Source organism: Sphingobacterium sp. SRCM116780, assembly GCF_021442025.1.
In the GTDB taxonomy this organism is placed as follows: Bacteria; Bacteroidota; Bacteroidia; order Sphingobacteriales; family Sphingobacteriaceae; genus Sphingobacterium.
In genome coordinates, this window is record NZ_CP090446.1 from 293864 (window position 1) to 316553 (window position 22690).

At 34.5% G+C, this 22690-nt stretch carries 15 protein-coding genes and 1 tRNA gene; 9 read left to right on the forward strand and 7 right to left on the reverse strand.

Features of this window, described 5'->3' with window-relative positions:
* Nucleotides 1-300: 300 nt before the first annotated feature.
* The 5 genes from LZQ00_RS01190 to LZQ00_RS01210 all read left to right on the forward strand — a co-directional run bounded on the left by LZQ00_RS01190 (nt 301) and on the right by LZQ00_RS01210 (nt 9237).
* Entirely contained in the window at nt 301-3840 is a 3540-nt protein-coding gene (locus tag LZQ00_RS01190; protein ID WP_234511210.1) for a hypothetical protein, read from the forward strand.
* Between the two features lie 88 nt (nt 3841-3928).
* A complete protein-coding gene (locus LZQ00_RS01195) occupies nt 3929-7372 on the forward strand; it encodes a DUF6443 domain-containing protein (RefSeq protein ID WP_234511212.1) in 3444 nt (1147 codons plus the stop codon).
* Nucleotides 7363-7830 carry an SMI1/KNR4 family protein gene (locus tag LZQ00_RS01200; RefSeq protein ID WP_234511214.1) on the forward strand — a complete coding sequence of 156 codons (468 nt, stop codon included), beginning with the start codon at nt 7363-7365 and terminating at the stop codon, nt 7828-7830. The genes LZQ00_RS01195 and LZQ00_RS01200 overlap by 10 nt, the downstream gene beginning before the upstream one ends.
* A 336-nt stretch (nt 7831-8166) precedes the next feature.
* Nucleotides 8167-8352 carry a hypothetical protein gene (locus LZQ00_RS01205; protein WP_234511215.1) on the forward strand — a complete coding sequence of 62 codons (186 nt, stop codon included), beginning with the start codon at nt 8167-8169 and terminating at the stop codon, nt 8350-8352.
* 384 nt (nt 8353-8736) lie between these two features.
* Complete coding sequence (locus LZQ00_RS01210) at nt 8737-9237, forward strand: HEAT repeat domain-containing protein (protein WP_234511217.1); 501 nt, start codon at nt 8737-8739, stop codon at nt 9235-9237.
* 136 nt (nt 9238-9373) lie between these two features.
* Here LZQ00_RS01210 and LZQ00_RS01215 read toward each other — a convergent pair whose 3' ends face one another.
* From LZQ00_RS01215 to LZQ00_RS01235, 5 genes are all read right to left on the reverse strand, one after another.
* Nucleotides 9374-9817, reverse strand: a complete 444-nt coding sequence (locus tag LZQ00_RS01215) for a DUF4291 domain-containing protein (protein ID WP_234511219.1) — start codon at nt 9815-9817, stop codon at nt 9374-9376.
* Between the two features lie 703 nt (nt 9818-10520).
* Nucleotides 10521-11978 carry a cell envelope integrity protein CreD gene (gene creD, locus LZQ00_RS01220; protein WP_234511221.1) on the reverse strand — a complete coding sequence of 486 codons (1458 nt, stop codon included), beginning with the start codon at nt 11976-11978 and terminating at the stop codon, nt 10521-10523.
* Between the two features lie 12 nt (nt 11979-11990).
* On the reverse strand, nt 11991-12494 hold the full coding sequence (locus LZQ00_RS01225) for a hypothetical protein (protein WP_234511222.1): 504 nt from the start codon (nt 12492-12494) through the stop codon (nt 11991-11993).
* A gap of 50 nt (nt 12495-12544) precedes the next feature.
* Nucleotides 12545-12847, reverse strand: a complete 303-nt coding sequence (locus LZQ00_RS01230) for a winged helix-turn-helix domain-containing protein (protein ID WP_234511223.1) — start codon at nt 12845-12847, stop codon at nt 12545-12547.
* On the reverse strand, nt 12847-13464 hold the full coding sequence (locus tag LZQ00_RS01235; protein WP_234511224.1) for a hypothetical protein: 618 nt from the start codon (nt 13462-13464) through the stop codon (nt 12847-12849). Before LZQ00_RS01235 ends, LZQ00_RS01230 begins: the two co-directional genes overlap by 1 nt.
* Nucleotides 13465-13620: 156 nt before the next feature.
* Here LZQ00_RS01235 and LZQ00_RS01240 point away from each other — a divergent pair.
* Together LZQ00_RS01240 and LZQ00_RS01245 are read left to right on the forward strand one after the other, a co-directional pair.
* Nucleotides 13621-13702: transfer RNA gene (locus tag LZQ00_RS01240), tRNA-Leu, on the forward strand.
* Nucleotides 13703-13778: 76 nt separating this feature from the next.
* Nucleotides 13779-15104: a trigger factor gene (locus LZQ00_RS01245; RefSeq protein ID WP_234511226.1), complete on the forward strand. Its 1326-nt coding sequence runs from the start codon at nt 13779-13781 to the stop codon at nt 15102-15104.
* 604 nt (nt 15105-15708) lie between these two features.
* On the opposite strand, the gene LZQ00_RS01250 is transcribed toward LZQ00_RS01245, so the two are convergent.
* Nucleotides 15709-20052, reverse strand: a complete 4344-nt coding sequence (locus LZQ00_RS01250) for a translocation/assembly module TamB domain-containing protein (RefSeq protein ID WP_234511228.1) — start codon at nt 20050-20052, stop codon at nt 15709-15711.
* A gap of 64 nt (nt 20053-20116) precedes the next feature.
* On the opposite strand from LZQ00_RS01250, the gene tsaD reads away from it, so the two are divergent.
* Nucleotides 20117-21118, forward strand: coding sequence for a tRNA (adenosine(37)-N6)-threonylcarbamoyltransferase complex transferase subunit TsaD (gene tsaD, locus LZQ00_RS01255; RefSeq protein ID WP_234511230.1), 1002 nt, complete (start codon nt 20117-20119; stop codon nt 21116-21118).
* A 54-nt stretch (nt 21119-21172) separates the two neighbouring features.
* On the opposite strand, the gene yiaA is transcribed toward tsaD, so the two are convergent.
* A complete protein-coding gene (gene yiaA, locus LZQ00_RS01260; RefSeq protein WP_234511231.1) occupies nt 21173-21589 on the reverse strand; it encodes an inner membrane protein YiaA in 417 nt (138 codons plus the stop codon).
* A 129-nt stretch (nt 21590-21718) separates the two neighbouring features.
* Here yiaA and LZQ00_RS01265 point away from each other — a divergent pair, with 129 nt between their 5' ends.
* Nucleotides 21719-22615 carry an energy transducer TonB gene (locus LZQ00_RS01265; protein ID WP_234511233.1) on the forward strand — a complete coding sequence of 299 codons (897 nt, stop codon included), beginning with the start codon at nt 21719-21721 and terminating at the stop codon, nt 22613-22615.
* The last annotated feature ends 75 nt before the right edge of the window (nt 22616-22690 follow it).

Consider the following 22690-nt stretch of genomic DNA (forward strand, 5'->3'; position numbering starts at 1 on the left):
TATTATTAACTGGTCAACACTAATTTTTTCGAATATCATTCTTTTTCAATTGCTGTCATAAAGACATTGAACTCTTGGTTTATTTATATTTATTGAAACGTTATTGTTGTTAAGCCAAATAATAAACAAAAATTCTTCATTATAGATTTTTGAAGATCTTCTGATCAAAAGAACACCAATTTGCATCATTCTCCTTTATATTTCAGGAGCTATGAAATTAAACAGCAAATATGAAAACTAGACTGGGCGGATTCTATTCGAATATGCAACGTTCAGGTATATATGTTATTATTATTATTTATGAGGATTATAGTTTTTTTACTTCTACTCTTTTGGTCCCATTTAGCTGGAGCCCAGGCCACTGACGTTAAACCTAAATTAGAAAGCCCAAATGTGGCCAGTTTGGGAAAGTTTGGAGAAATCCCAGTATCATTATTTACTGGAACACCAGATATTTCCTTGCCTTTATTCTCAATTGGTCATAAAGATTTTCAATTTCCCCTGAATTTAAAGTATCATCCGTCGAACATCAAACCTAATCAACGAAGTGGTTGGGTAGGATTGGGCTGGAGTCTTGGGTCTCCAACAATAACTAGAGAAGTGAAGGGATTTCCGGATGAGTTTGATATCGTAGGAGGAACCAAAATAGGATATTATTACAATAGATATCTATTAGGAACGGATTGGGCAAGCTATGCAACAAATAATTCGAATACTACAGATATCCATTCTAAGGATCTAGAGCCAGATATTTTTCACTTTAGTGTTATGGGAATTCAAGGGACATTTTTCCTTGATCAAAATGGAACATGGAAAGTTCAGAGTGATCAATTTGTTTCGGTCGAATTGGACAGATCAGTTCCCCTTTTTGTAGATCCGTCGATAAAATCTGGTTTTATTGAATCGAGTGGTTCTGTTTCCAAAACGTTCAATAGATTTATATTAACAGACCACTATGGAAATAAGTATATTTTTGGAGGGCAAAATGCTACCGAGTATGGGGGAGATCTCACTGGGCAAACTTCAAGGTCAATAGGGTATCTTCTACGAGCGACCGCATGGCACCTTGTAGAAGCAGTTTCAGGTACGTCAGGAGAAAAGATAATCTTTGAATATGAAAGAGGTCCTTTTGTGACTAATTTATTCAGGTTTGGAAGCTACAATTACATGACCAATAACTCATTAGGCTGTAGTAGCACTTCAAGCTATGATATGCATATAGGAGGGGGCTTTATATCTCCAGTGTATCTGAATAAGATAAAATATGGTTACCAAGAAATAAGTTTTCAATATTCCATATCAAATGAACTGAACTATACCGCATCTCAATATGGTAGCCTAGACTTTACGGGGCACAACAGTGGTACTATTTCAGCACTGGAATATATTACTAAATACTCGGATGTAAATTACTATCTGAAACACAACATCAGTCTGGCAAATTATTATGATCGGGTCTTATGGTTGAAACTGGATGGAATCAGCTTTAAGATAAAAGATAAACCGATAAAATCTATTGCCCTAAATTATAATAATAAGTCCACTGAAAGATTATTTTTGTCTTCTTTACAGATCAGCTCATCTGAAAGTGGAGAAAAGATGAATTATAGGTTCAGCTATAAAGACAGTTTGACTATGCCAACCTATTTGCAGGATTATACAGATCATTGGGGATTCGGAAATGGAATAAATTCACCCGCTTTGTTTTCTCCAACAGCAGTTGATGGTCAAAAAGCACCATCGCTAACCAATGCATTAAAAGGTGTTTTGGATACGATCTGTTTTCCAACTGGGGGTAAGACGGCATTTGATTATGAGCTTGGGGATTATTCAAAAGTTGTGAATCGATTGAACCGTAAGATATTGACCGACGAGAATGGTATCGGCGGGATTCGGATCAAGAAAATAACTTCATATGTACATAATAATGTTGTTGCAAGTCAAAAGGAATTCAAGTATCAAAAAAATTATTTTTCGAAACCCCAGACTTCTTCAGGTATATTGAATAATAAACCCCGATATAATTTTGTTATCGTCAATGGAAAAGATTACGAGAATAGATCTTTCAGCATGTCTTCTTATAAAACCTCATCAATGGACGATCTGACAGATAACAACGGCATTGCTATCGGATATTCTGAAGTTACCGAAATCTCCATTAATGGTAAGGACACCACCTTTATCAATCGGGTTTTTACAAATCATGACAATGGATTTACAGATGATGCCCCTACTAAGGTTTATAACGGAGATTTTCTTAGTAACATTTCTGTAAATTCAAGATCTTTTGAAAGAGGAAGAGAATTGAAAACCATCTTTTACAATAACAAACGAAAACCAGTAAAAGCAAAAGAGAATATCTGGATCAGTAAATTTTCACAAGATAGTTCCAGTCGTGCCATTTCATATAATAGCTTTGATGTGGGATTGGCATGTAGGTCGACTGGTTTTTTTGAGACTTCAATTTCTTATCTAAACTTCTATTATCCCGTGATCCTGAAAAGGAGTATCGATACTCTCTATTCTGATGGGGACAAGATAATTAATGCTGTAGATTATGAATACAGTAATTATTTTAGACTGACTAAAAAGAAAATCTGGAAAAACAGTAAAAATAAAAATAGCGAGGTTTTATACACCTATCCCTATGACTTGGCAAAACTTGGTGGGCAATCTGTCTTCACCTTAATGAGAGCAGAGAAATTTTTGAATTTTCCAATTGAAACTATTGAGAAAGAGGATGGCAAGGTTATCAGTGCCGAACTTATTGATTATGTTCAGAGGAAAGGCAGATTTGTTCCCAATAAATATTATGGACTGAAATTAGCCTCTCCTCTATCAGCTATAGATACTGCTGTAATTAATGCCCAAGGAGGTCTGGTATTTGACTCGAATTATTCTCTTGATAATGAAGTGTCCCTTTCAGATGACTTTGGGAATCCAGAGGAAGTAAGGATGAAAAGTGAAGCAATGCTATCCTATCAATGGGGAAATAATGGACAATCCCCCGTTGCAATGGTCAGGAATGCATCAAACGCTCAGTATGAAGATAAAGTCTATGATGATTATCTCTCTATTTCTGTACCTCTAAATGGAAGTCAGAGCGCGGTTTTTACAAAGAATTCGAATGGACCGACTTCTGTACAAATTTTGTCAGGTTCTTTCACCGAAACCAATATGACAGTATATGTCACCTACAAAATTTCTGGACCTGTAGAAGTTGGTGGTACTTTCTGCCTGAGCAATAATGTTGGAAGTTCCTGTCATCCTAGCAATCTGAACAATAGTAAAATTAATATTAATGACCTGCCTATGGGAAACTACACAGTTTCTGCTTCAGTCACTTATACTGGAAGCAATCCAAATGCTAGTGTTCTTTTGCGTGTTATCTATCCTAAGCAATATTCTACTAAAATTGCTGATAAGGAATTTTTTTATGAAGGATTTGAAGAGTCATCCGCTGGAGTTATGTCTCTTTCTGCAATTGGTGAAAAGTATTATTCGGGTGACTACACAGTCCCTTTTATCATGCCTAACAATAAACTTTATAAGATTGATTACCGATATATTTCAAATGGAAGTTTATTTTATATCAGCAAAAACTATACAAATAATATGATTCTTTCCGAAGGAGATGCAATCGATGAAGTGAGGATATACCCACAGGGGGCAGAAATGCTAACTTTTACATACGATTCTTTTGGCAGTATGACAAGCAAGACAGATGGGAAAGGTATTACGGAGTTTTACAGATATGATGGTCTGCAAAGATTAAAGGAAGTATTGAACAAAGATAGAAGTATTATAAAGTCTTTCGACTATCATTATAGAGCGAAATAACTTTTGTGCTTAATCATTAGATTTAATACAAATAAATAATAACCAAGATAAAGTTAATAATGGGTATAAAAGCCTAAAATAGAAGAGTATGCGCCAATTATGTTTTTTAGTTTTTACCTTTTGCTATATTTCAATAAGTCAATCATTTGGTCAGGACATAGCACTGAAGACTTATAGCGGTCAGAACGAGATCTCTGCTACTAGAAGTATCGTGCTGGAATCTGGATTTTACATCGCTTCAGGTCAAAATGTGAGGATCTTCATCAGTAGCCTAGCCCCTCAGGCTCTAAATTCTACACCGAGTGTTGATCAGAACTATACCATTACCAATATATATAGGAAACCTTATAATACTCGCCTAACAAGCCCCACCACAGATGATCAGATTCAACAGATCGATTATTTTGATGGATTGGGAAGGAAAGTTCAATCAATTTCTACCAAAGGAAGCCCAACAAAAAGGGATGTTGTTCAGTATGTTGAGTATGATGGTTTTGGTAGGGAAAGTATGAAATATCTTCCCTACGCTGAACAAACAAGCAATGACGGCAGTTACAAAGCTGTTGCCAAAATCAATCAGGCCAACTTTTATAAGAGCACAGGCTGGGATAGTCATGTTAAGAAAACCGATCAGCCTTTTGCTGTTACCATTTTTGAGAACAGCTCTTTGAACCGTGTGCAGGAACAGGGGGCACCTGGAGCAGCATGGCAACCATTGGCTGTAGCAGGGACAGGGCATACATTGAAAACTACTTATGGCACGAATGCCACTACAGGACTCGATGTAGTCAAATTATGGACAGTTGGGACAAACGGAGCTTCTGGTACGACCAATTACGCAGCAGGCAAACTCTACCGGACTACGCTCAGAGATGAGAATGCAGTTAATATCACTACCCGTACCGGATCAGTGGATGAATACAAGGATCTTGAAGGACGAGTAGTGCTCAAACGAGTCTGGGAAACAGAGACCAAAGCGCTGAATACCTATTATGTCTATGATGATTTTGGTGAACTTTCCTATGCGATTCCACCAGCAGTGACTGCATCAAGTTTTACAGAACTGGTGACCGATCCTAATTTTGACAAATACATTTACGCCTATAAATACGATAAAGGAAGAAGGCTGATCAAGAAAAAGATCCCGGGTAAAGGTTGGGAATATTTGGTTTACAATAAAAATGATCAATTAGTGCTCAGCCAAGATAGTCTACAGCGTGTCCGTAAGGAGTGGATCTATAACCGTTATGATGCCTTTGGACGTATTACTTCTACCGGACTCTACACCAATACGGTGAAGACGACGTTAAATGACATGCAGACATTGGTCAATACTGACTCAGGACCATTGTGGGAAACGCGTATAGGAGCTGATTATCCTGCTCTTGCGACGACCTTTCCGATAACAGGTACAGGGATTACAATCATACCGCATGTCATCAATTATTACGATGATTACAGTTTCACAGGGGCAACCACGCTTCCTGCGACCATCACTACGCAGAGCCAGAGGGTACAATCATTACGGACAGGAACCAAAGTGTACAAAATTGATGGAACGCTGCCACTGTTAACCGTTCTATACTATGATGATTATAGCAGGGTGGCACAGACAGCTTCTGCCAATCATCTAGACGGCAAAGATTATACTACCAATACTTATAGTTTCATGGGTGAACTGGAGACTAGTACACGAGTGCATACCCCAAAAACAGGAACTGCGACTACGATCCTGACGAAAAATGAATACGACCATGTTGGAAGATTGGTCAGCACAAAAGAGAAGATTGGTACACAGGCAGAGGTAATATTGGCTTCTAACGACTATAATGAAATTGGTCAGCTGAAGAACACTGCCGTAGGTAAGGCAGGGGCGGAGACAACCTTTATCAATACCATCTCCTTCAGCTATAATGAGCGAGGATGGTTAACGAAGAGCAGTTCACCGAAGTTCAGTCAGCAGCTGAAGTACCAGGATGGTGTCAATCCGCAGTGGAACGGCAACATCAGCCAGCAGCTCTGGGGGGATGATGATGCGGCGACTCTACCGAATACGTTCAGTTATCAATACGACAAGCTCAATCGGCTATTGAGTGGAGTAAGTACTCCGACAGGAGCTACGAGCATGTCTGAGGTAATTACGTATGATGATCTTGGTATGGGCAATATCAAGACATTGAAGCGCGATACTTCGACTGTTACAACCTACACTTATAATGGTAATAAGCTAACTGATCTAACAGGTGGGGTTAAAGGTACCTATACCTATGATGGTAATGGAAATGCGACCAAAGATAGGACAGATATGATCTTCACCTATAACTATCTTAACTTACCACAGAGTGCTTCAAAAACGGGTACCGCAGTAACTTATCTGTATGATGCCACAGGTACCAAGCTCAAGAAGACAGCTAAGGTAGGCACAACTACGGTAATCACTACCACGAGAGATTATGTAGATGGCATCGAGTACAATGGCGCCGATATCGATATCATCCACAATGGGGTGGGTTATGCACTTAAGAGTGGCGCAAATTATATCTATCATTACAACCTGACCGATCATCTAGGTAATGCTCGGACTACGCTCAAACGAGGAAGTACAGCGACAGGAGTAGATGTATTGCAACGTGACAACTATTATCCATTTGGAAAGCAAAAGGTTGTCGCAGGTGGAAATAATAAGTATCTTTATAATGGCAAAGAAATTCAGGGCGAGCTTGGAGGTCAGTACGATTACGGGGCAAGGTTCTATGATGCAGAGATCGGTAGGTGGAATGTGATGGATCCGATGGCAGAACGAATGCGTAGACATTCGCCTTACAATTACGCATTTAATAATCCGATAAGGTTTATAGATCCTGATGGAATGGCTCCAATGTATAATTGGGAGGAGCATGATAAGGGTAATAAGGGCGTATATACAGATGATGAAAGCGGAGAGAATGTCTCCTTTGCCCAAACAATGGAATATTATGAACAAGGAGGTAATCAGCAAGATCCTCCAGTAAAGGACACATCACCTCCTAACTGGTTAGACATTTGGATGTCAAACCCAACTTGGATAGAGTTTACCAAACTAATTGCAGGGCGTGAAATTAAGAACATGGAAAATGCATTGGAAGTTTTGGAAGAGGATGGGACTATGGGGTATATTTACCAAAATATGGGTAATGCTGCTAGAGAAGAATCATTTGCTTTTGCAACTGGAGCTTACGGTCAGTTTAGTAGAAGATTGAATTTAGGCGGAAAGATATCTAAGGCAGGGTTAACCTCTGCTCAGATGGGTAGAATTATTGGTTGGGGTGAGAAACAGAGCATTGAAGCAGTTCAACAAACTATTAATATTACTAAGAACCTTACAAAAGCACAATTACGGGGATGGGTAAAACAGGGACTAACTAAATCTTGGGTACAGGATCAATTGAGTAAATATTCTGCTTCGCTAGCCAAGGCAGGTGATAAGTTAAAGAATACCCAGTTAGCACACAGAAAAGAAATGATGGAAAAAATATTAAACTTATGGGATTAAAAAGAATATTATTAGTAATTAATCAACTCGTTGAGTTTTGGAAAAAACAGAATATAATTATATATACAAAAACAAAACAAGAAATTGACAATATTGAAAAAAATAATTCTTTAATCTTGCCAAATGACTTTAAAGAATTTTATGAAAGGGTAAATGGAATGCAAAATTTTTATCCTAATGAAATAGATGATGAAGGTTTTTTGTTTTATCCAATTGAAGCTATTATTTCTGCTGAAAAAGAAAGTGAAAAATGCGATATAAAAGATAAGGATAAAATTTTCATATTTTCTGAATATATGCATAAGAGTTGGCTGTATGGTTTTGAGGTAAAAGAAGATGGGAGTTATTTAATAGGAATTATTCCAGATGACAAAACATTTAAACCAATTGTTAAATCACTTGAAGAGTTTCTTGAATTGTATATTGAAAACTCTTCTAAGTTGTATGATTATTCATAAAATTTCAATATATGAATCTTCTGTAATTAATAAAGGTTTCCTTAATCCCAATATCGCTAGACATTTTGGTTATTCTTTTGAATCAATCAGGTAGTGGCGTTTTTTTACAGAAAATTTTAAGATAAATTTACCACGAACACTATTGATAAATCATCAATATTTATATCAATTTTCAAAAGAATAGGCAGTGAAAGTTCCAATACGAAGATTATTGAAAAACAAACAAAAAGGATTATAATAGTTTATTTTCTCAATTAGAAGAGAATGAGAAGCCATTGCTTATTTACTTTTCAGACTTGTTGAATTGGTTTTTTGCTCACTAATAGTAGAATTTTGATGTCTCAAAACGGACAATCTATATCTTTACATATTACTGAGATAATTGAAGTGCGTCCAGCATTGAAAGAAGAAATGAATGATAGAATTATAGATAAACAAAAGTTTACTCGATTAAAAATAAAAAATGGTGAGTATTATGTTTGTAAATTAGGGCAGGGAAAACCTTATGAAGAAATTTACTAGATATTACATTTCATAGCGACAAACAATATTAATTGACGTCATTAAGATGGTAAGTTCATTTTATCGAGCTATATCAAATGCTGAATTTGTACATTAGAAAGTAATATCGGTATAACATACGTGGAAAGAAATTGTTTATTTCTTCTAGTTAGACTTATTCACGATTATACTTTCAAAATTCTGACTATGATGTACATGTTGAACTCGATATGAGCACTATGTACAGTGAATTACTTTAATAAGAGGAGTGCAATACATAGAACTATAGCAAATAGCAACGGATGGACTAGTTGGGGAAACTTATTATGGAGAACTTAATATAAACATACAGTCAAATACACATATTTTTAATACTTGGATACATAGTTTTAAAGCAATACCATAATGTTTGATTTTTGGAAGTTTTACAATGGACTATTAAATAGGACAGATTATTTTGACAATTATTGGGATCAATTTCCACAAGGTCATCTTTTTCGTTTTAAAAGCCTAACACTTTCTTTATTGGAAGATAATTTTTCTAATAAAAATGTGAAAGGGTTATGTAATACGCTTGCGGTTATTTGCAATGATGGAGCAGATCGTGATTATACAAATATTTTATTACAGCTTCTAGATGAGAAATGGCATATTTCAGAAGAAGATATTGTCAGCGTTTTAGAACTAATTAAAGACCCTAAGAGTATAGACAAATTATATGAGATAGCTGTCAATGTACCTGATTATGATGATATGCGTGCTTTAGCGAAAAAATGCATGTGGGCTTTGAGTGATATTAATACACCAGAAGCAATACAAAAGTTGGAATTATTATCTAACTCTGATGATTTTATAATAAAAGAAAATGCATTATTTCAACTCCACCAAGTTATTAATAAGAGCTAATTTTTAAAGCGATTTTTTTAGATAAAGGATAAGGTTGTTCATTCGGCAATAAATCCTTTGCCTGATTGATCTTATTTTCATTGACAAGTTGATGAATTTGTTTGCAATACTCTGTAATATCCTCAATACTTACAATTCAATCATCAATATATTTTTCTAACGCGATACTTGATAACCCAATTTGAATAGAACGGTAGTTTAGAGGTTTAAGGAAAATGTCTTTTTCCGGATCCCATTGAATACGTATAACTGAATTTTGTAATTTTTCTTTCCAGTCCTTGCAAGATGTATGAATGTTGTTGTCGAAGTGGGATTGACATGCATTCTGTAAAGCCCATTCAAAACCACTCCTCTTTATCTTTATTGCTAAAATGTGTTCTTGATTTTCTTTAGTTGCCCAACCTGAACGATACATCATCCACAAGAATGAAGGTTTGATCCAAGTCATTCTTTTCTTTTTGAACGGAGGGTCTATAAAAGTTTGGCTCTCTATTGCTGAGTAAGCAATCTTTTTATTGAATGCTTGATAAACTGTAATTGTATTTTTGTCATATATTGCTTTTATTCTTCTTAGATTCATATTGCTAGAAGATTTTTAGGTTTAATGAACTTGATAAGTCGTCCAACACATCTAGGATGTGGCTTTTGTCTCCATATTATATATTATCAAACTTAACAAATTGTTAGAAAATTATAGTTTTATACATATTGCATAAATATCCTTAAGTGGAAATGTCGCAAAATGAAATCAAACTAATAATATTAAAAATAAATAGAACCCTCTAATTTTAATTAAAAATATTATAATAAATTGATATAATCAATGAAAACCTATCTCTAATTATTAATGTTATTGGCTTGATTTATAAAAAAAAACTAAAAAAAGGTCATATTTAAGTAAGGATAATATTCCTTTGTGTACGATGAAAATATAAAGAACTTCAACTATTATATTGACAATGAATTAATCATAAGAAAGATCCTAAGTAATTAGTCGTGTCTTAAAATGGAATTTTTAAGACACGACTATCTAATCCATAAAATTCTAACTTAACACCAGTTAAAATAAAAGCTAGTGGATGATAATTTTCCACTAGCTTTTTATATACTTAATATCTTCAATATTAAATGAGTGCTATTGTTTTCAGTTTTATCTATATCTGAAATAACAGCTTCGCCTTATTAAAAAATGGCTTCATTAATGAAAGTAATGACCACTTTTTTTGAAGTAGATGTAAATAAAAGTCACATACATCTTCATATAAACAATGCTTTTCATGTGATTATTTCCTTTCTATTTGATCCCAATTGATCTTGGTCGATAAACGCATCAATACAGCAAGAATGATGAATATACCAACGGTTCCTACAATCAAAGAAAGATCGCGTAATTGCATCAATACATATATAAAAACATAAAAAGTGCTCAAAATAGCAGAAAATAAAAGTGCAGATTTGTTGTCTTTGGTAATGGTTTTAACAAACGAAGCAATTAATACAATGGTAGCAATAGCAGCTAATAAATAAGCAATATTAAATCCTAAATGTTCACTGATCGCTAACAAGAGCGAGTAGAACAATACCATAGCAAAACCAATCAACATATATTGGATAAAATGAATACGTTGTTTTTTGATAATTTCTGTAAAAAATAAAGCTGTAAAAGAGAGAATGATAATCAGGATCCCATATTTTGCTACACGAGTTGTTTTTTGATAATTGTTAACCTCATCTAAGAAGTTGATTTGAATCATATCTTTTTCCGATGCGGTATTGTTGTCTGTAGCAACTGCAACTGTAGCTTCGGTTTGATTAGTGGTGACAGTATAGTTGTCCTCACTGCTGCTGTTGATCTCATAATTGTTGTTGATTTCATACAGTCGTTTCACATCTCCTGTCCATTGTTGTGCTAACTTACGACTGAAGCTTGGGATATTCCAAGTTGCATCAAAAGTTTGAGCTGTTATTTTTCTGTCATCAGGTAAAATGGCACCATTGAAACTTGGGTTTCCCCAATTTCCTTTTGCATGAATAGTGGTTTGCTTTGCGAGCGGAAAGAAGTTGATCGATTGAGATCCCCGCAGGTTAAATTTAATTTGAAAATTCCCTGTCGTTGTCTTCGATTGATTCAGATCAATAGCAGCGACCATGTTTTTTTCAAAAGGATCTAAAGCCGACATATTCGTTTCAAATTCAATTTTTTGATCATTGATCTGAAGAAAAGGAGAGGCCCCCAAACCTTTAAGATCACTTAAGCCAATTAATATCTTTGCATTTTTCCACTCTAAATCTGCAGGAGAAACTTCGAGTTTACTAAAATCAATCGCATCAAAAGAACCTTTCAGATCCAGCTGAGCATTGTACACAACACTTTGATAAATGCCTCTTTTCAGTGATTCTGGCAAAACCAGACTATTGATCTGTAGCGATTTTGGTAATAAGTACACATAGTTTGTTACATACGTGTTTTTGGTCGATATCTTATTACTTTCATTCACGACCACTTGTTGCGCCGTTTGATAGGGAATGGCAAAAATGGGTCCTGAGATGACTTGTTGATTTCCCCATTTAAAGGCAATCTCTTGACTCACCTCTTCTTGTCGACTCTTCCTTTCTTCGATCAGTTCCTTTACCCAAAATAAAGGAATTAAAAGTAAGAGTACAAGTATGAAAATAACACTCAATTTTGCAAAAATTGAATTACTAATACGATCGAATAGGGATGTTTTATTTGTTTCCATGATCTTTAAGATTTATAATATTGTGATGTAATACTGTTGAAGATGATTTTTAAGGTCAAAATTTAACGAGCTTTTGATTTCGGGAAGAGGAATTCGTAATAAATTTTTAAATTCCAAATCATAGAACCGTTGCATATTGCTTCCTTTTAAAAAGGCTTTGATGTATGTTTTAACATATTCGGGATAAATACAGGTTCCGATGCCAATCATGGCGAATTGATATGCACTAATTTTTCCATTACCCAGTAATAGATATTGCATCGCAACTTCATCATGAATCTCAGTGCCAGTTTCTGTAATCACATGAAAGACATCATGATTTTCTAATTTAGGAATGACATCGAATCCTTTTTCTTGATAGAAAAGACCCAATTGATAACCAAGTGAATGCTTGGGGAACTGTAGAAAGTCTTCCTTTGAGATATCCCAGGCAGCTTTCTGACGCTTGAATAGTTGCATGTAAACCTTTTGGCTAGCATTGTATAAGGCTAACATGATATTTAATCTTATTTTCATTCTTTCTTTTTTAAAAGTACTTTGTTTTTCAAAGTTAATAGTCAAAAAAATTATTTGTACTGCTGTTTAATCAAATTTTCAAGTGCTTTTAAGTGATCTTCAAAAGCTTTTTCACCTTGTTTGGTTCTTCTGTAACGTGTATTTGGTTTTCTATCCACAAACATTTTAAAAACTTCGATATAATTTTCTTTTTCTAACGTTTTTAAATTAGAAGCTAGGTTGCCATCTGTGACATCCAAAATTGCTTTTAATGAATTAAAATCATATTCGTCATTCGCCATCAGCACACTCATGATTTGTAGGCGAACTTTATTTTCAAATATTTTATTATATAATGTTAAATCGAAATCCACTATTCGTATTTTTTATGAACGATTATTCCATAGATGATGTGCAATACACCAAATCCCAAAGACCAAAAAATAATGCCATTTCCAGGGAAGAGCAAAGCTAACAGTCCTAACACAATTTCTAAAATTCCTAACCCTTTTATTTCTTTAAATGTATAGTTACTTCCTGCGGTCAGGGCCAAGCCATAAAAAATCAATAAGATGGACGCCACGACTGCATAGTTTTCTTTGAAAATTGAAATTAGAGCAAACAGACCACCTGCGATAAGAGGTACGGCCATTGCAAAAAGTAGGGAACGGCTCGCCGTATTCCAGATACTTTGTTGATTGGCTTTTGCTTTTTTCTTCGCCATATATACTCCCGTAAATACAGAAGCCAATAAAACAACAGCTGCAGTTATCAGAAGCTTGACAATGATAATTGGTTCGGTGACATAATGATCTCGATACCCAGCTTGGCTGTCAAAACCATATACTTCGTAATAAGCATAAGCTGCGCCGAGTAGTGCATACATGCCAATGAGAACGCTTGAAATTCCGCTAATAGAGATAAATTTGCTTGATTTCTCCATTAAATTTCGAATGCTTGCTATTTCTTTTACTAAATCTTCTTGTTTCATAAAAGTACTTTGTTATTCAAAGTAAATGAATAAGAATGAATTATGCAAATTTATTTTTGAGAACGAAAAATAAATGAAGAAATAATAGAAATTATTGAAAAAAGACTTGCAGAATATGGATTAGGTTTCTATCTTTGTGCCACAAGAAATCCTAATGCGGAAGTGGCGTAATTGGTAGCCGCACCAGACTTAGGATCTGGCGCCGCAAGGCGTGGGGGTTCGAGTCCCTTCTTCCGCACTTGAATGTCCTCCCGAATTTAAATCCTCGGGAGGATTTTTTTTATCAAAATAATGCGTAAACGCTTAGAAAGAGTATGAACATTTCACACGAAAAAGTTGACGCAATCAACGCAGTAATTAAAGTTGATTTAGCGCCTGAAGATTATAATCCTCAAGTAGACAAAGAAATCAAGGATCAAGCTAAGAAAGCTAAATTACCTGGATTTCGTCCTGGTTTAGTACCTACCGCTCACATTAGACGTACTTATGGTAAATCAATTTTGTTTGATACGATCAACAAAGTTGTTAATGAAAAAATTACAGCATACATCGGTGAAAACAAATTAGAAGTATTGGGTCAACCACTTCCTTTAGAAGAAACTGCTGAGTATAACTGGGATTATAAAGACACTTTCCAATTTGCTTATGAAATTGGTTTAGCTCCAGAATTTGTAAATCCTTTCACGAAAGATGCTGAATTCAAAGAGTACGAAATCAAAGCTGACGAGGAAACTTTAGCTTCTCGTATTAAAAACTTACGTCGTAGCTACGGTAAAATGACAAATCCTGAAGTTTCTGAAGAAGGCGATGTATTATACGCTAACTTGAAACAGGATAAAGAAGAAGGTATTGAAAAAACAACTTCAGTACGTACTGATATTATTGAAGATGCTAAGATTAAAAAATCTTTAGTAGGTCTTAAACAAGATGATGTTGTAAAAATCGATATCAAAAAAGCATTCAAAGCTGAAGACATTGCTCGTATCTTAGGGATCACAGAGGAAGAAGTAGAAGCATTAGATGTAACTAAATTTGAATTGACTGTTAAGAACATTAACCGTTTAGAAGAATCTGATTTGAATCAAGAATTCTACAATAAACTATTCGCAGAAGGTGAAGTAACAGAAGAATCTCAATTCAGAGAAAAAGTAAAAGAAGAAGTTGAAAACTTATTCAAACAAAATTCTGACCAACGTTTACGTAATGATATGTATACTTTCGGTATGGAGAAGGTAGCTGTAGCTTTCCCTGAAGAATTCTTGAAAAGATGGTTAAAAGCAACAAACCCAAGCATCTCTGAAGAAGAGTTGAATGAAGGTTTTGCAGATTTCTTGAACAACTTGAAATGGACAATTATTGAAAACCGTGTTGTTACTGAAAATAATCTTGAAGTAAAATATGATGAAGTCATTAATTTAGCGAAAGAACGTATCTATGCGCAAATCAAAATGTACAACATCAATGAAGAACCTACTGATGAGCAATTGTCACAATATGCGATTCAATTATTGCAAGATAAAGAACAAGGTAACCGCTTGTTCGAAGAAGCAAAAGCACTTAAAGTGTTTGAATTCTTAAAAGGTCAAATTAAAATTAACAAAGAAGAGATTGAATACGCTGCATTCGAAAAATTAGCGTAATCCAGTACACTTCAAAATAATATAGAAAGCCTTTCCAAAATCTGGAAAGGCTTTTTTGTTTAGCGGATTCTTTCTATGTGAAAGGGATCAAGTTCAAAAATTGTGGACTCAGCAAATAATTTGGTAGATCTGAACTGGAAATTGGAGGCTGATTTAATATGGTCTTTCTGGTTTAAGTGTTCGCTCTTTCAGCGGTCACTTAAACCCAGTATAAAATCGAAGTCTCTGTCTGGGAATAGAGCAGAACCAATGAAATCTAAAACTGAACAATGACAACAACATATAGATTTAAGGATAATAGTGTCCCGTATTCTATAACTTTTGCAGTTTCCAACACTAACGTTTATGCCATAGTATTTCGGTCTGGAGACCAAGTTTTCAAAGGAGATTGAAGTGACTCTTTGGAACACTTCAACCAGAGAAACAGTCCACAACTTTTGTATAAGATCCGGTGAGAGCCCATGAATTCAAACAGCATAACCTAACCATGATAAAGGCTGAAATTATAACAGTAGTAGCAAAAAACCACTATAAGAAATACAAGGTACCCTCATCATTGCGCATGCATATTAAAAAGAACTAATTTGGATTTTTTATTAAAAAGCTATTGCTGTTTAGCTTTTTTCTTCTTGCCAAAAGGAAACATACGCTTTAAGAATTCAGAAAAGGAATTGAACTCTTGGCGGTATACTAAACCAACAGCACTGACATACTCTTCACCATTGGGATTGATTAAGAAATTGCGTGTATTCAAACGGTTAGAACCTCTCAATAAAAGCCGTCCATCCTTACGTAAATAAAATAAGGCTTCAGCATCTGTAGATACCCGATCTGAAAATACATTTAAATCATTCAATTGATTGTTTCTATTATCTGTAATTCCTCCGGTTAGAATCAGACGATCATTGAATAATCGTAAAGAAGCAGAAGCATCATTCAAGGATTTGATATTGAGATCAAAGAAGTTAATATTTAATGATTCTGCAATGATATTATTCAATTGATTGAACGCAATTTCAGTTCCCGCAGATAAGAGTGTGTTGTTCACTTCCTTTCCAAAATCTGTTTGAGAGCCAGGTGTAAAACTACGACGGACGATCAAACTCAATGCTTGTTGATTGACATTGTTTACATCAGAAAGATAACCTTGTAGTTCATCTTTAACGTATGGATCTTGAGGGAAATTCAAATCAAAATTGATCTCAGGTTGATTCAATTGTCCTTTCAGATTCATGTCTGCTTGTGCCAATACACGTTGTGGATTGTCCGTTTGACCAGCAGCATTATAAAGGGCAGATAAAGATGTCCTTTGTTGATAAATAGCCGTTAAATTAATATTTGCTTCCGATGGATTTCCTGCCCACCGAATGGTTCCACCTTCTTTAAGGTTAAATATTTTATTGATATAATCCTGCGCTTTGAAATTAAACTTACCCGAATTAATGACATAATCACCAAACATTTCAAAGTCACCTAAAGAAGAGATATTCATGTTGATATTACCAGTTCCACGTCCAGATAGACCTCCTAAGGATGTGAATAAGTTCATTTCAGCATTTGGTGAAACAGAAAGATCCATATTCATGGTGATACCATTGAAATTTTTTCTTTTTATTGATCCAGACGTCTTTAGGGTATCATTCGAAACGAAATAAATAAAGTCATTATCACTAATCGTCATAGTGCTATTGAACGGAATATTGATGACCGTATTGTCATTTGATTTCGCTTTGATGTCGATATTAATCGCAGAAGTTAATCCTTTGAAATTAAAGTCACCAGTTGCATAAGCAGTTCCATAATATAGATTATTATCTTTAACTGTCGTATTCAGCGTTAAAAAGTTATTCGCTTTAATTTTAACATCAATAGTTGGATCCGAGAGTTTATTCAAATCGACCATACCATTGATAGTAGCCTCATTATTTTTAGGATCGAGCAGTTTAAAGTTTTGTAGGAAAATACCATTCGATAGGACAATAACCTTATCGTTTAAATGGTAAGGTGTTTTTAAATAATTGATGGTAAATACAGCATCTTTAAAATTAGCATTTCCACTTATCTTAGGATTATGAATATCGCCTTTGATCGTTAAGTCTGCATTGGTTTTCCCATTTAGGTTTGAGATGAGCGACTTTAAAAAGGGTTGAAATAAGATGAGATCCGTATTTTGAAGAGAAGCCTCCAAATTTAGTTTATCCTTCTCCTCTTTGATATTATAAGTTCCAGATAATTTAATGAGTTTGTTGCCCTCTTCAATTTTACTATCCAGATTTACTAGATTGGAATTTTGATCATAATTGGCTTTTAAACTCAATTCACCAATGGGAAGTTGATTGTAAAGGATTGGGTTTGTATGCAAATTGGCAATAAAATAAGGAGATTTAAAGATAGAATTGATTTCTAACTCTCCATTCATTTCTCCAATCAGATTTATTCCCAACGGTTTTGTGATTCCATTTAATGAACTCAGATTAAAATCTTTGAATCCAATATTAAGTTGATCACTTTCTTCATTTGACAATACACCATTTAGATTTACCTTTTGTTCCTCATGGTTTAAAATAAGATTTTGGATGTACCATTTACCCTTAGATACTTTTAATTCACCTTCCTGCTTTATAGCCCATTTATCTTTATTAATTATAATTGTTGAGGGATCAAAGTTGATATAGGCTGGTTTCTGGTTGGCAAAACGAATAACACCATTGAGATCTAAATTATTACTCGCATTCAGTTCCGATAATTTCATATTGAATCGTAAACTATCGTTCGCAAGAACATTGGAAATATTTATGTTTTTAATATAGGTACTATCTGTTAAGTTGATCCGATCTGCTGAAACAAAAACAGACATGGATTCGGGATTAGAAATTTGATCAACAATTAAATTCGATACCTTAATCCCACTATATTTAAAAATAGGACTATATAAATTGAATTGCGCATTATGTTCTTCACTTGAAAATTTTGCTTGCAGCGTTGCGCCACTATCTAAACTGATTTCTTTTTTAAAGAAAGTCGCGATAGGCTCAAATGATTTAATGTTAAGATGAAGTTCAAAGTTCTGATTATTATAGCTGCTTACTTCAAACCCAATTGCTGGCGCATAGCGCATGGCAAGCATTTTAAAATAAGGAATGATGGTGTTTAGATCAATTTGACCATTCAGCGTCGCATCCACAACGTCAGAAGAAAGTGTTAAGAGCCTGTTATTTTCATCTCCCTCTGCTTTAAATAAAATATCATTAATATGAAAATTACCCTTACGCGTACTAAAATTAATGTTTTCTGCTTTTAAATCGCCAACTAAATTATTGATGTTGCCCCCCATTAGATTGGTTGTCATTGTTGTGTTTTGAACAATGATGCTATCCCTTGCTGATAAGTGAATAGCATGGAGGTTGGTATTTTTAATAGCTGCAGAAAGGTTGTACTGAATTGCAGGATTAGACCAATTGATATCTGTTTGGAAATCAATAGTTGCATTTGGATCGATAACTGCACCAGATCCTACAAATTTCTCATCTTTTATAATTCCTTTAACAGGGATTTGACGATAGGTATAATCTCGAAAGAAAAAATTCTCTAGCTTTCCATTCACATCCAATGCTAATGTTTGAGAGGAAGTGCCACTACCTTTTAAGTTAAGATCAAATCCAGTTGTTTTTAATAGCTTATTCTCTAATAACTTGCCTAAATCAAATGACTTTGACTGATATAATCCAGCATACTGAATCTTATTTTTGAAGTTCAAAACAGATTTTGTACTGACTAGTCCTAAATCTGTTTTGATCGATCCTTGAATCTGAAAATTATTGTATTGACCATTTAAATCCCCATCATACTGAAGAGTATTGAATGTTTTGACTAATTGCGGAAGCTTAAAATTTTTGTTATTACTGAGATTGGGAATAATTTTTTGCAGATCATCGTAAGATGATGTTACATGTAAGTTTGTCAGTTTAAAATCCGTTTGCTCAATATCAGGAAGTCCAATTATTTGAACATCTCCAATGACTTTTGTAGATTTTTCAGTTTCTAAATTTATATTCTTTGCATAAATATGATTGACTTTACCCTGAGCACTTGCCTGTTTTATTTTTAAATCAAATCTGACCTGATGCATCGTCGAAGAGAAAAATGCAATATCTTCAGAATGTAAAAAAGAATTCTTAATGTTGAGACGAACATGAACCCGATTGTTGAAGTCTGAAAAATCATCAAAACCATTAAATTCTAGTTTTACATAATCTTTTATAGTTGACCTATTGGTGGTGAGAAAGAGGTTCGCAAGCTCAATTTTTTTATTACTCACAAATGCGTTTGCAGTAAGACCTTTTATCTTTAATCCCTTTTTTTCAACTAAATTAAACTGTTTAATCTTCACATAGATGGAGTCATGATCAAATTTTATATTGTCAAATTCTGCGTTTAAGTGTTTAATATCCAGATCTCCAAAATCTACAACTTTTGTATAATGTTTTTTAGTATGGTTGATATAGCGAAATTGGTTATTCACCAATTTCAATTGTTTCAAATCTAGAATAAGTTTTTTACTCGTTTTCTTTTCATCTTTTTTTGAAGGAGTAAAATAGTCCAATAAGAATTTAATATTAGAACTGTCCTTGTAAATTTGATAGTTGGCTGTTGTATTATCCAAAGTCAGTTTCTTGATGACAACCTTATTATCATTCCAATACTGACTGAGATCTATCGCAGCATTTAATTCGTCAGCGATTAATATGGTATCACCTTTTCGATCATATAGTTCAAACCCCTCTAACACCAGCGATTGAAAAGGTTTTAAGTAAATTCTTTTTAAGGCGATTTTTGTATTTAATTCTTTTGAAAGATAATGAACAGCCTGACGTGCAATAAAATTCTGAACAGATTCTAATTGAAGAGAAAGCGTCACTCCACCTAGCAAAACGAGTATGCTAGCCAATGTGATCAGTGCTATTTTAATTATTTTTTTGATACTTTTGTACAATATTAATTACCCCAAAGCTATGGCTGTTATTCTAGGTATCGAATCATCTTGTGATGAAACTTCTGCTTCAATTTGTATCGATGGTAAAATATTTTCAAATGTGATTGCTACTCAGGCGATTCATGCTAAATACGGAGGAGTTGTCCCAGAATTAGCATCGCGTGCACATCAGCAAAATATTATACCTACAGTTGAAGAGGCCATTCGCTTAGCAAAAATACATAAAAATCAAATAGATGCAGTAGCTTTTACTCGCGGACCAGGATTATTAGGCGCTTTATTGGTTGGAACCTCATTTGCAAAATCATTTGCTTTAGCTCGAAACATCCCTTTGATTGATGTCAATCATATGCAGGCACATATTTTAGCACATTTTATTGATGATCCAAAACCTAGTTTCCCATTCTTATGTTTAACGGTTTCAGGAGGACATACGCAAATCGTCTTGGTGAAAGACTATTTTGACATGGAAATATTGGGGCAGACTTTAGATGATGCTGCAGGAGAAGCATTTGATAAGACAGCAAAGATTTTAAACCTGCCTTACCCTGGAGGACCTTTAATTGATAAACATGCACAGCATGGAAATCCAGAAGCTTATAGACTTCCAGAACCCCAAATTCAAGGATTGGATTTTAGTTTCTCAGGATTAAAAACGGCAATTTTGTATATGGTACAACGGGAGGAAAAATTGAATGCTAATTTTTTACAGGATCATATCGATGATGTATGTGCCTCTGTTCAATCTCGTATTGTGTCCATTTTATTGAATAAATTGAAGAAAGCAGCAAAAGAAACAGGCGTAAAAGATATCGCTATTGCTGGAGGAGTTTCTGCTAATTCAGGCTTACGAAAAGAATTATTAGCCATGGGTGAGCGTTATAAATGGAATGTATTTATCCCTAAATTTGAATATTGTACCGATAATGCTGCTATGATAGCCATTGCCGGTTATCAAAAATATTTAATCAAAGATTTTGTCGGACAAGATGTGGGGCCATTAGCACGCATGCATATGTAATAAAAAAAAGAGGAATTTTTATAAAATTCCTCTTTTTTTGCCTTGAACTATCAATTAATCCGTTTGATTTCTTTCTGGAGGTCGATTTGCGGCCAAATTGTCCCGTGTATTTTTTTGTACTGCAATTGCACCAAATATGGCTAATAAAAAGGCAAACGCATAAAATCCTTTCTCACTTGGTAATATGGTAGCATTGAAAAGACCTACTGCCAAAAGTACAATAGATAATATCGTACCAAACCAACAAATACCGTAATATGCATCTGTAACAGGAAAACCTTCTAAACGGTCACGAACACTTTTTTGCAAGGAAATAACAGCAAAAAGTCCAAACATTAAAACGGTAAAATAATATCCTTTTTCATTCAATAGCATTTCTGCCCTCCATAAGCCAAGAGCAAATCCAATTGTTCCTGCTGCTAAAGCAATCCAAGAAGCTGCAACAAATGCAGGAGAAGTTTTTTGATTCATAAAAATTAGTTTAACAAGATCTAGTTTTTAAAATTACGATAATTTTTTAAATGAAAAAATTTATTAATTCTTATGGAATTATTTTAAATGTGCATCATAGTATAAAATATAAACTTAATTTTTAAAGCTATGTGGAACTCAAAATTGAATATTTACAAAAATGAATGGTTAGAAGTCGTTTTTGCGGGACGTAATCAAACATATGGTGCATATGAATTGCGTAAGATTTCTAACAAAGCCACCAATTGGGCGATTATAACAGTAACGGCTTTGATTGGCATTACCCTTATATCGAAAGGTGTTTACGATCGGTATTTTAAGGAAGCTGATGCTCCTTTTGTACAGGAGACAGTAACGAATATTGATTTGGGAAAACTGGAAGAAATCGAAAAAAAATTCGAGGAGAAAAAAATTGAAGAACCAATTCCTGTACAAGAAAAAGCACCACAGCAAATTGCGCAAGATCCACCAAAGCAAGATCTAATTCGGTTTGTAGAACCAACAGTGGCACCCAGAAGCTTGGTAACGGAAGATGTCGTTACACAAGATGAATTAAACAAATCAACTAAAATGTCGGCACGTTTGAGTTTAAAAGCAAATCCAAATGGAACATACGTTGCAAGGGGAGAGTTTGGAGCTGTAAAACGGGATGGAGGTATTACTGGTGCCAAAGTAGGATCGATAAATGGAAATCCTGACGCCATAGTTGATTTTAATAGTGTTGAAATTATGCCAACACCACAAGGTGGAATACAAGCTTTCATGAAATGGGTAGGGGAGAATTATCAATATCCAGAAGCAGCTTTGCAACAAGGGGTAAATGGTGTCGTAGAAGTTTCCTTCGTTGTCGAGAAAGATGGTTCACTAACGGATATTGTGGTTAAAAGAGATGTTTCTTACGGTACAGGTAAAGCTGCGGTGGAATTGTTAAATAAAGCAAAGAAGTGGAAACCAGGTATTCAAAATGGACGTACAGTGCGAGTAGCCTATACATTACCCATTCGTTTAAACACAATTTCGCAATAAAATTATACTGAAACTGGCTTTAACCTTTTTTAACATCAGCAAATTTAAACTTTAACTCGCTTTCAGCATCTTATT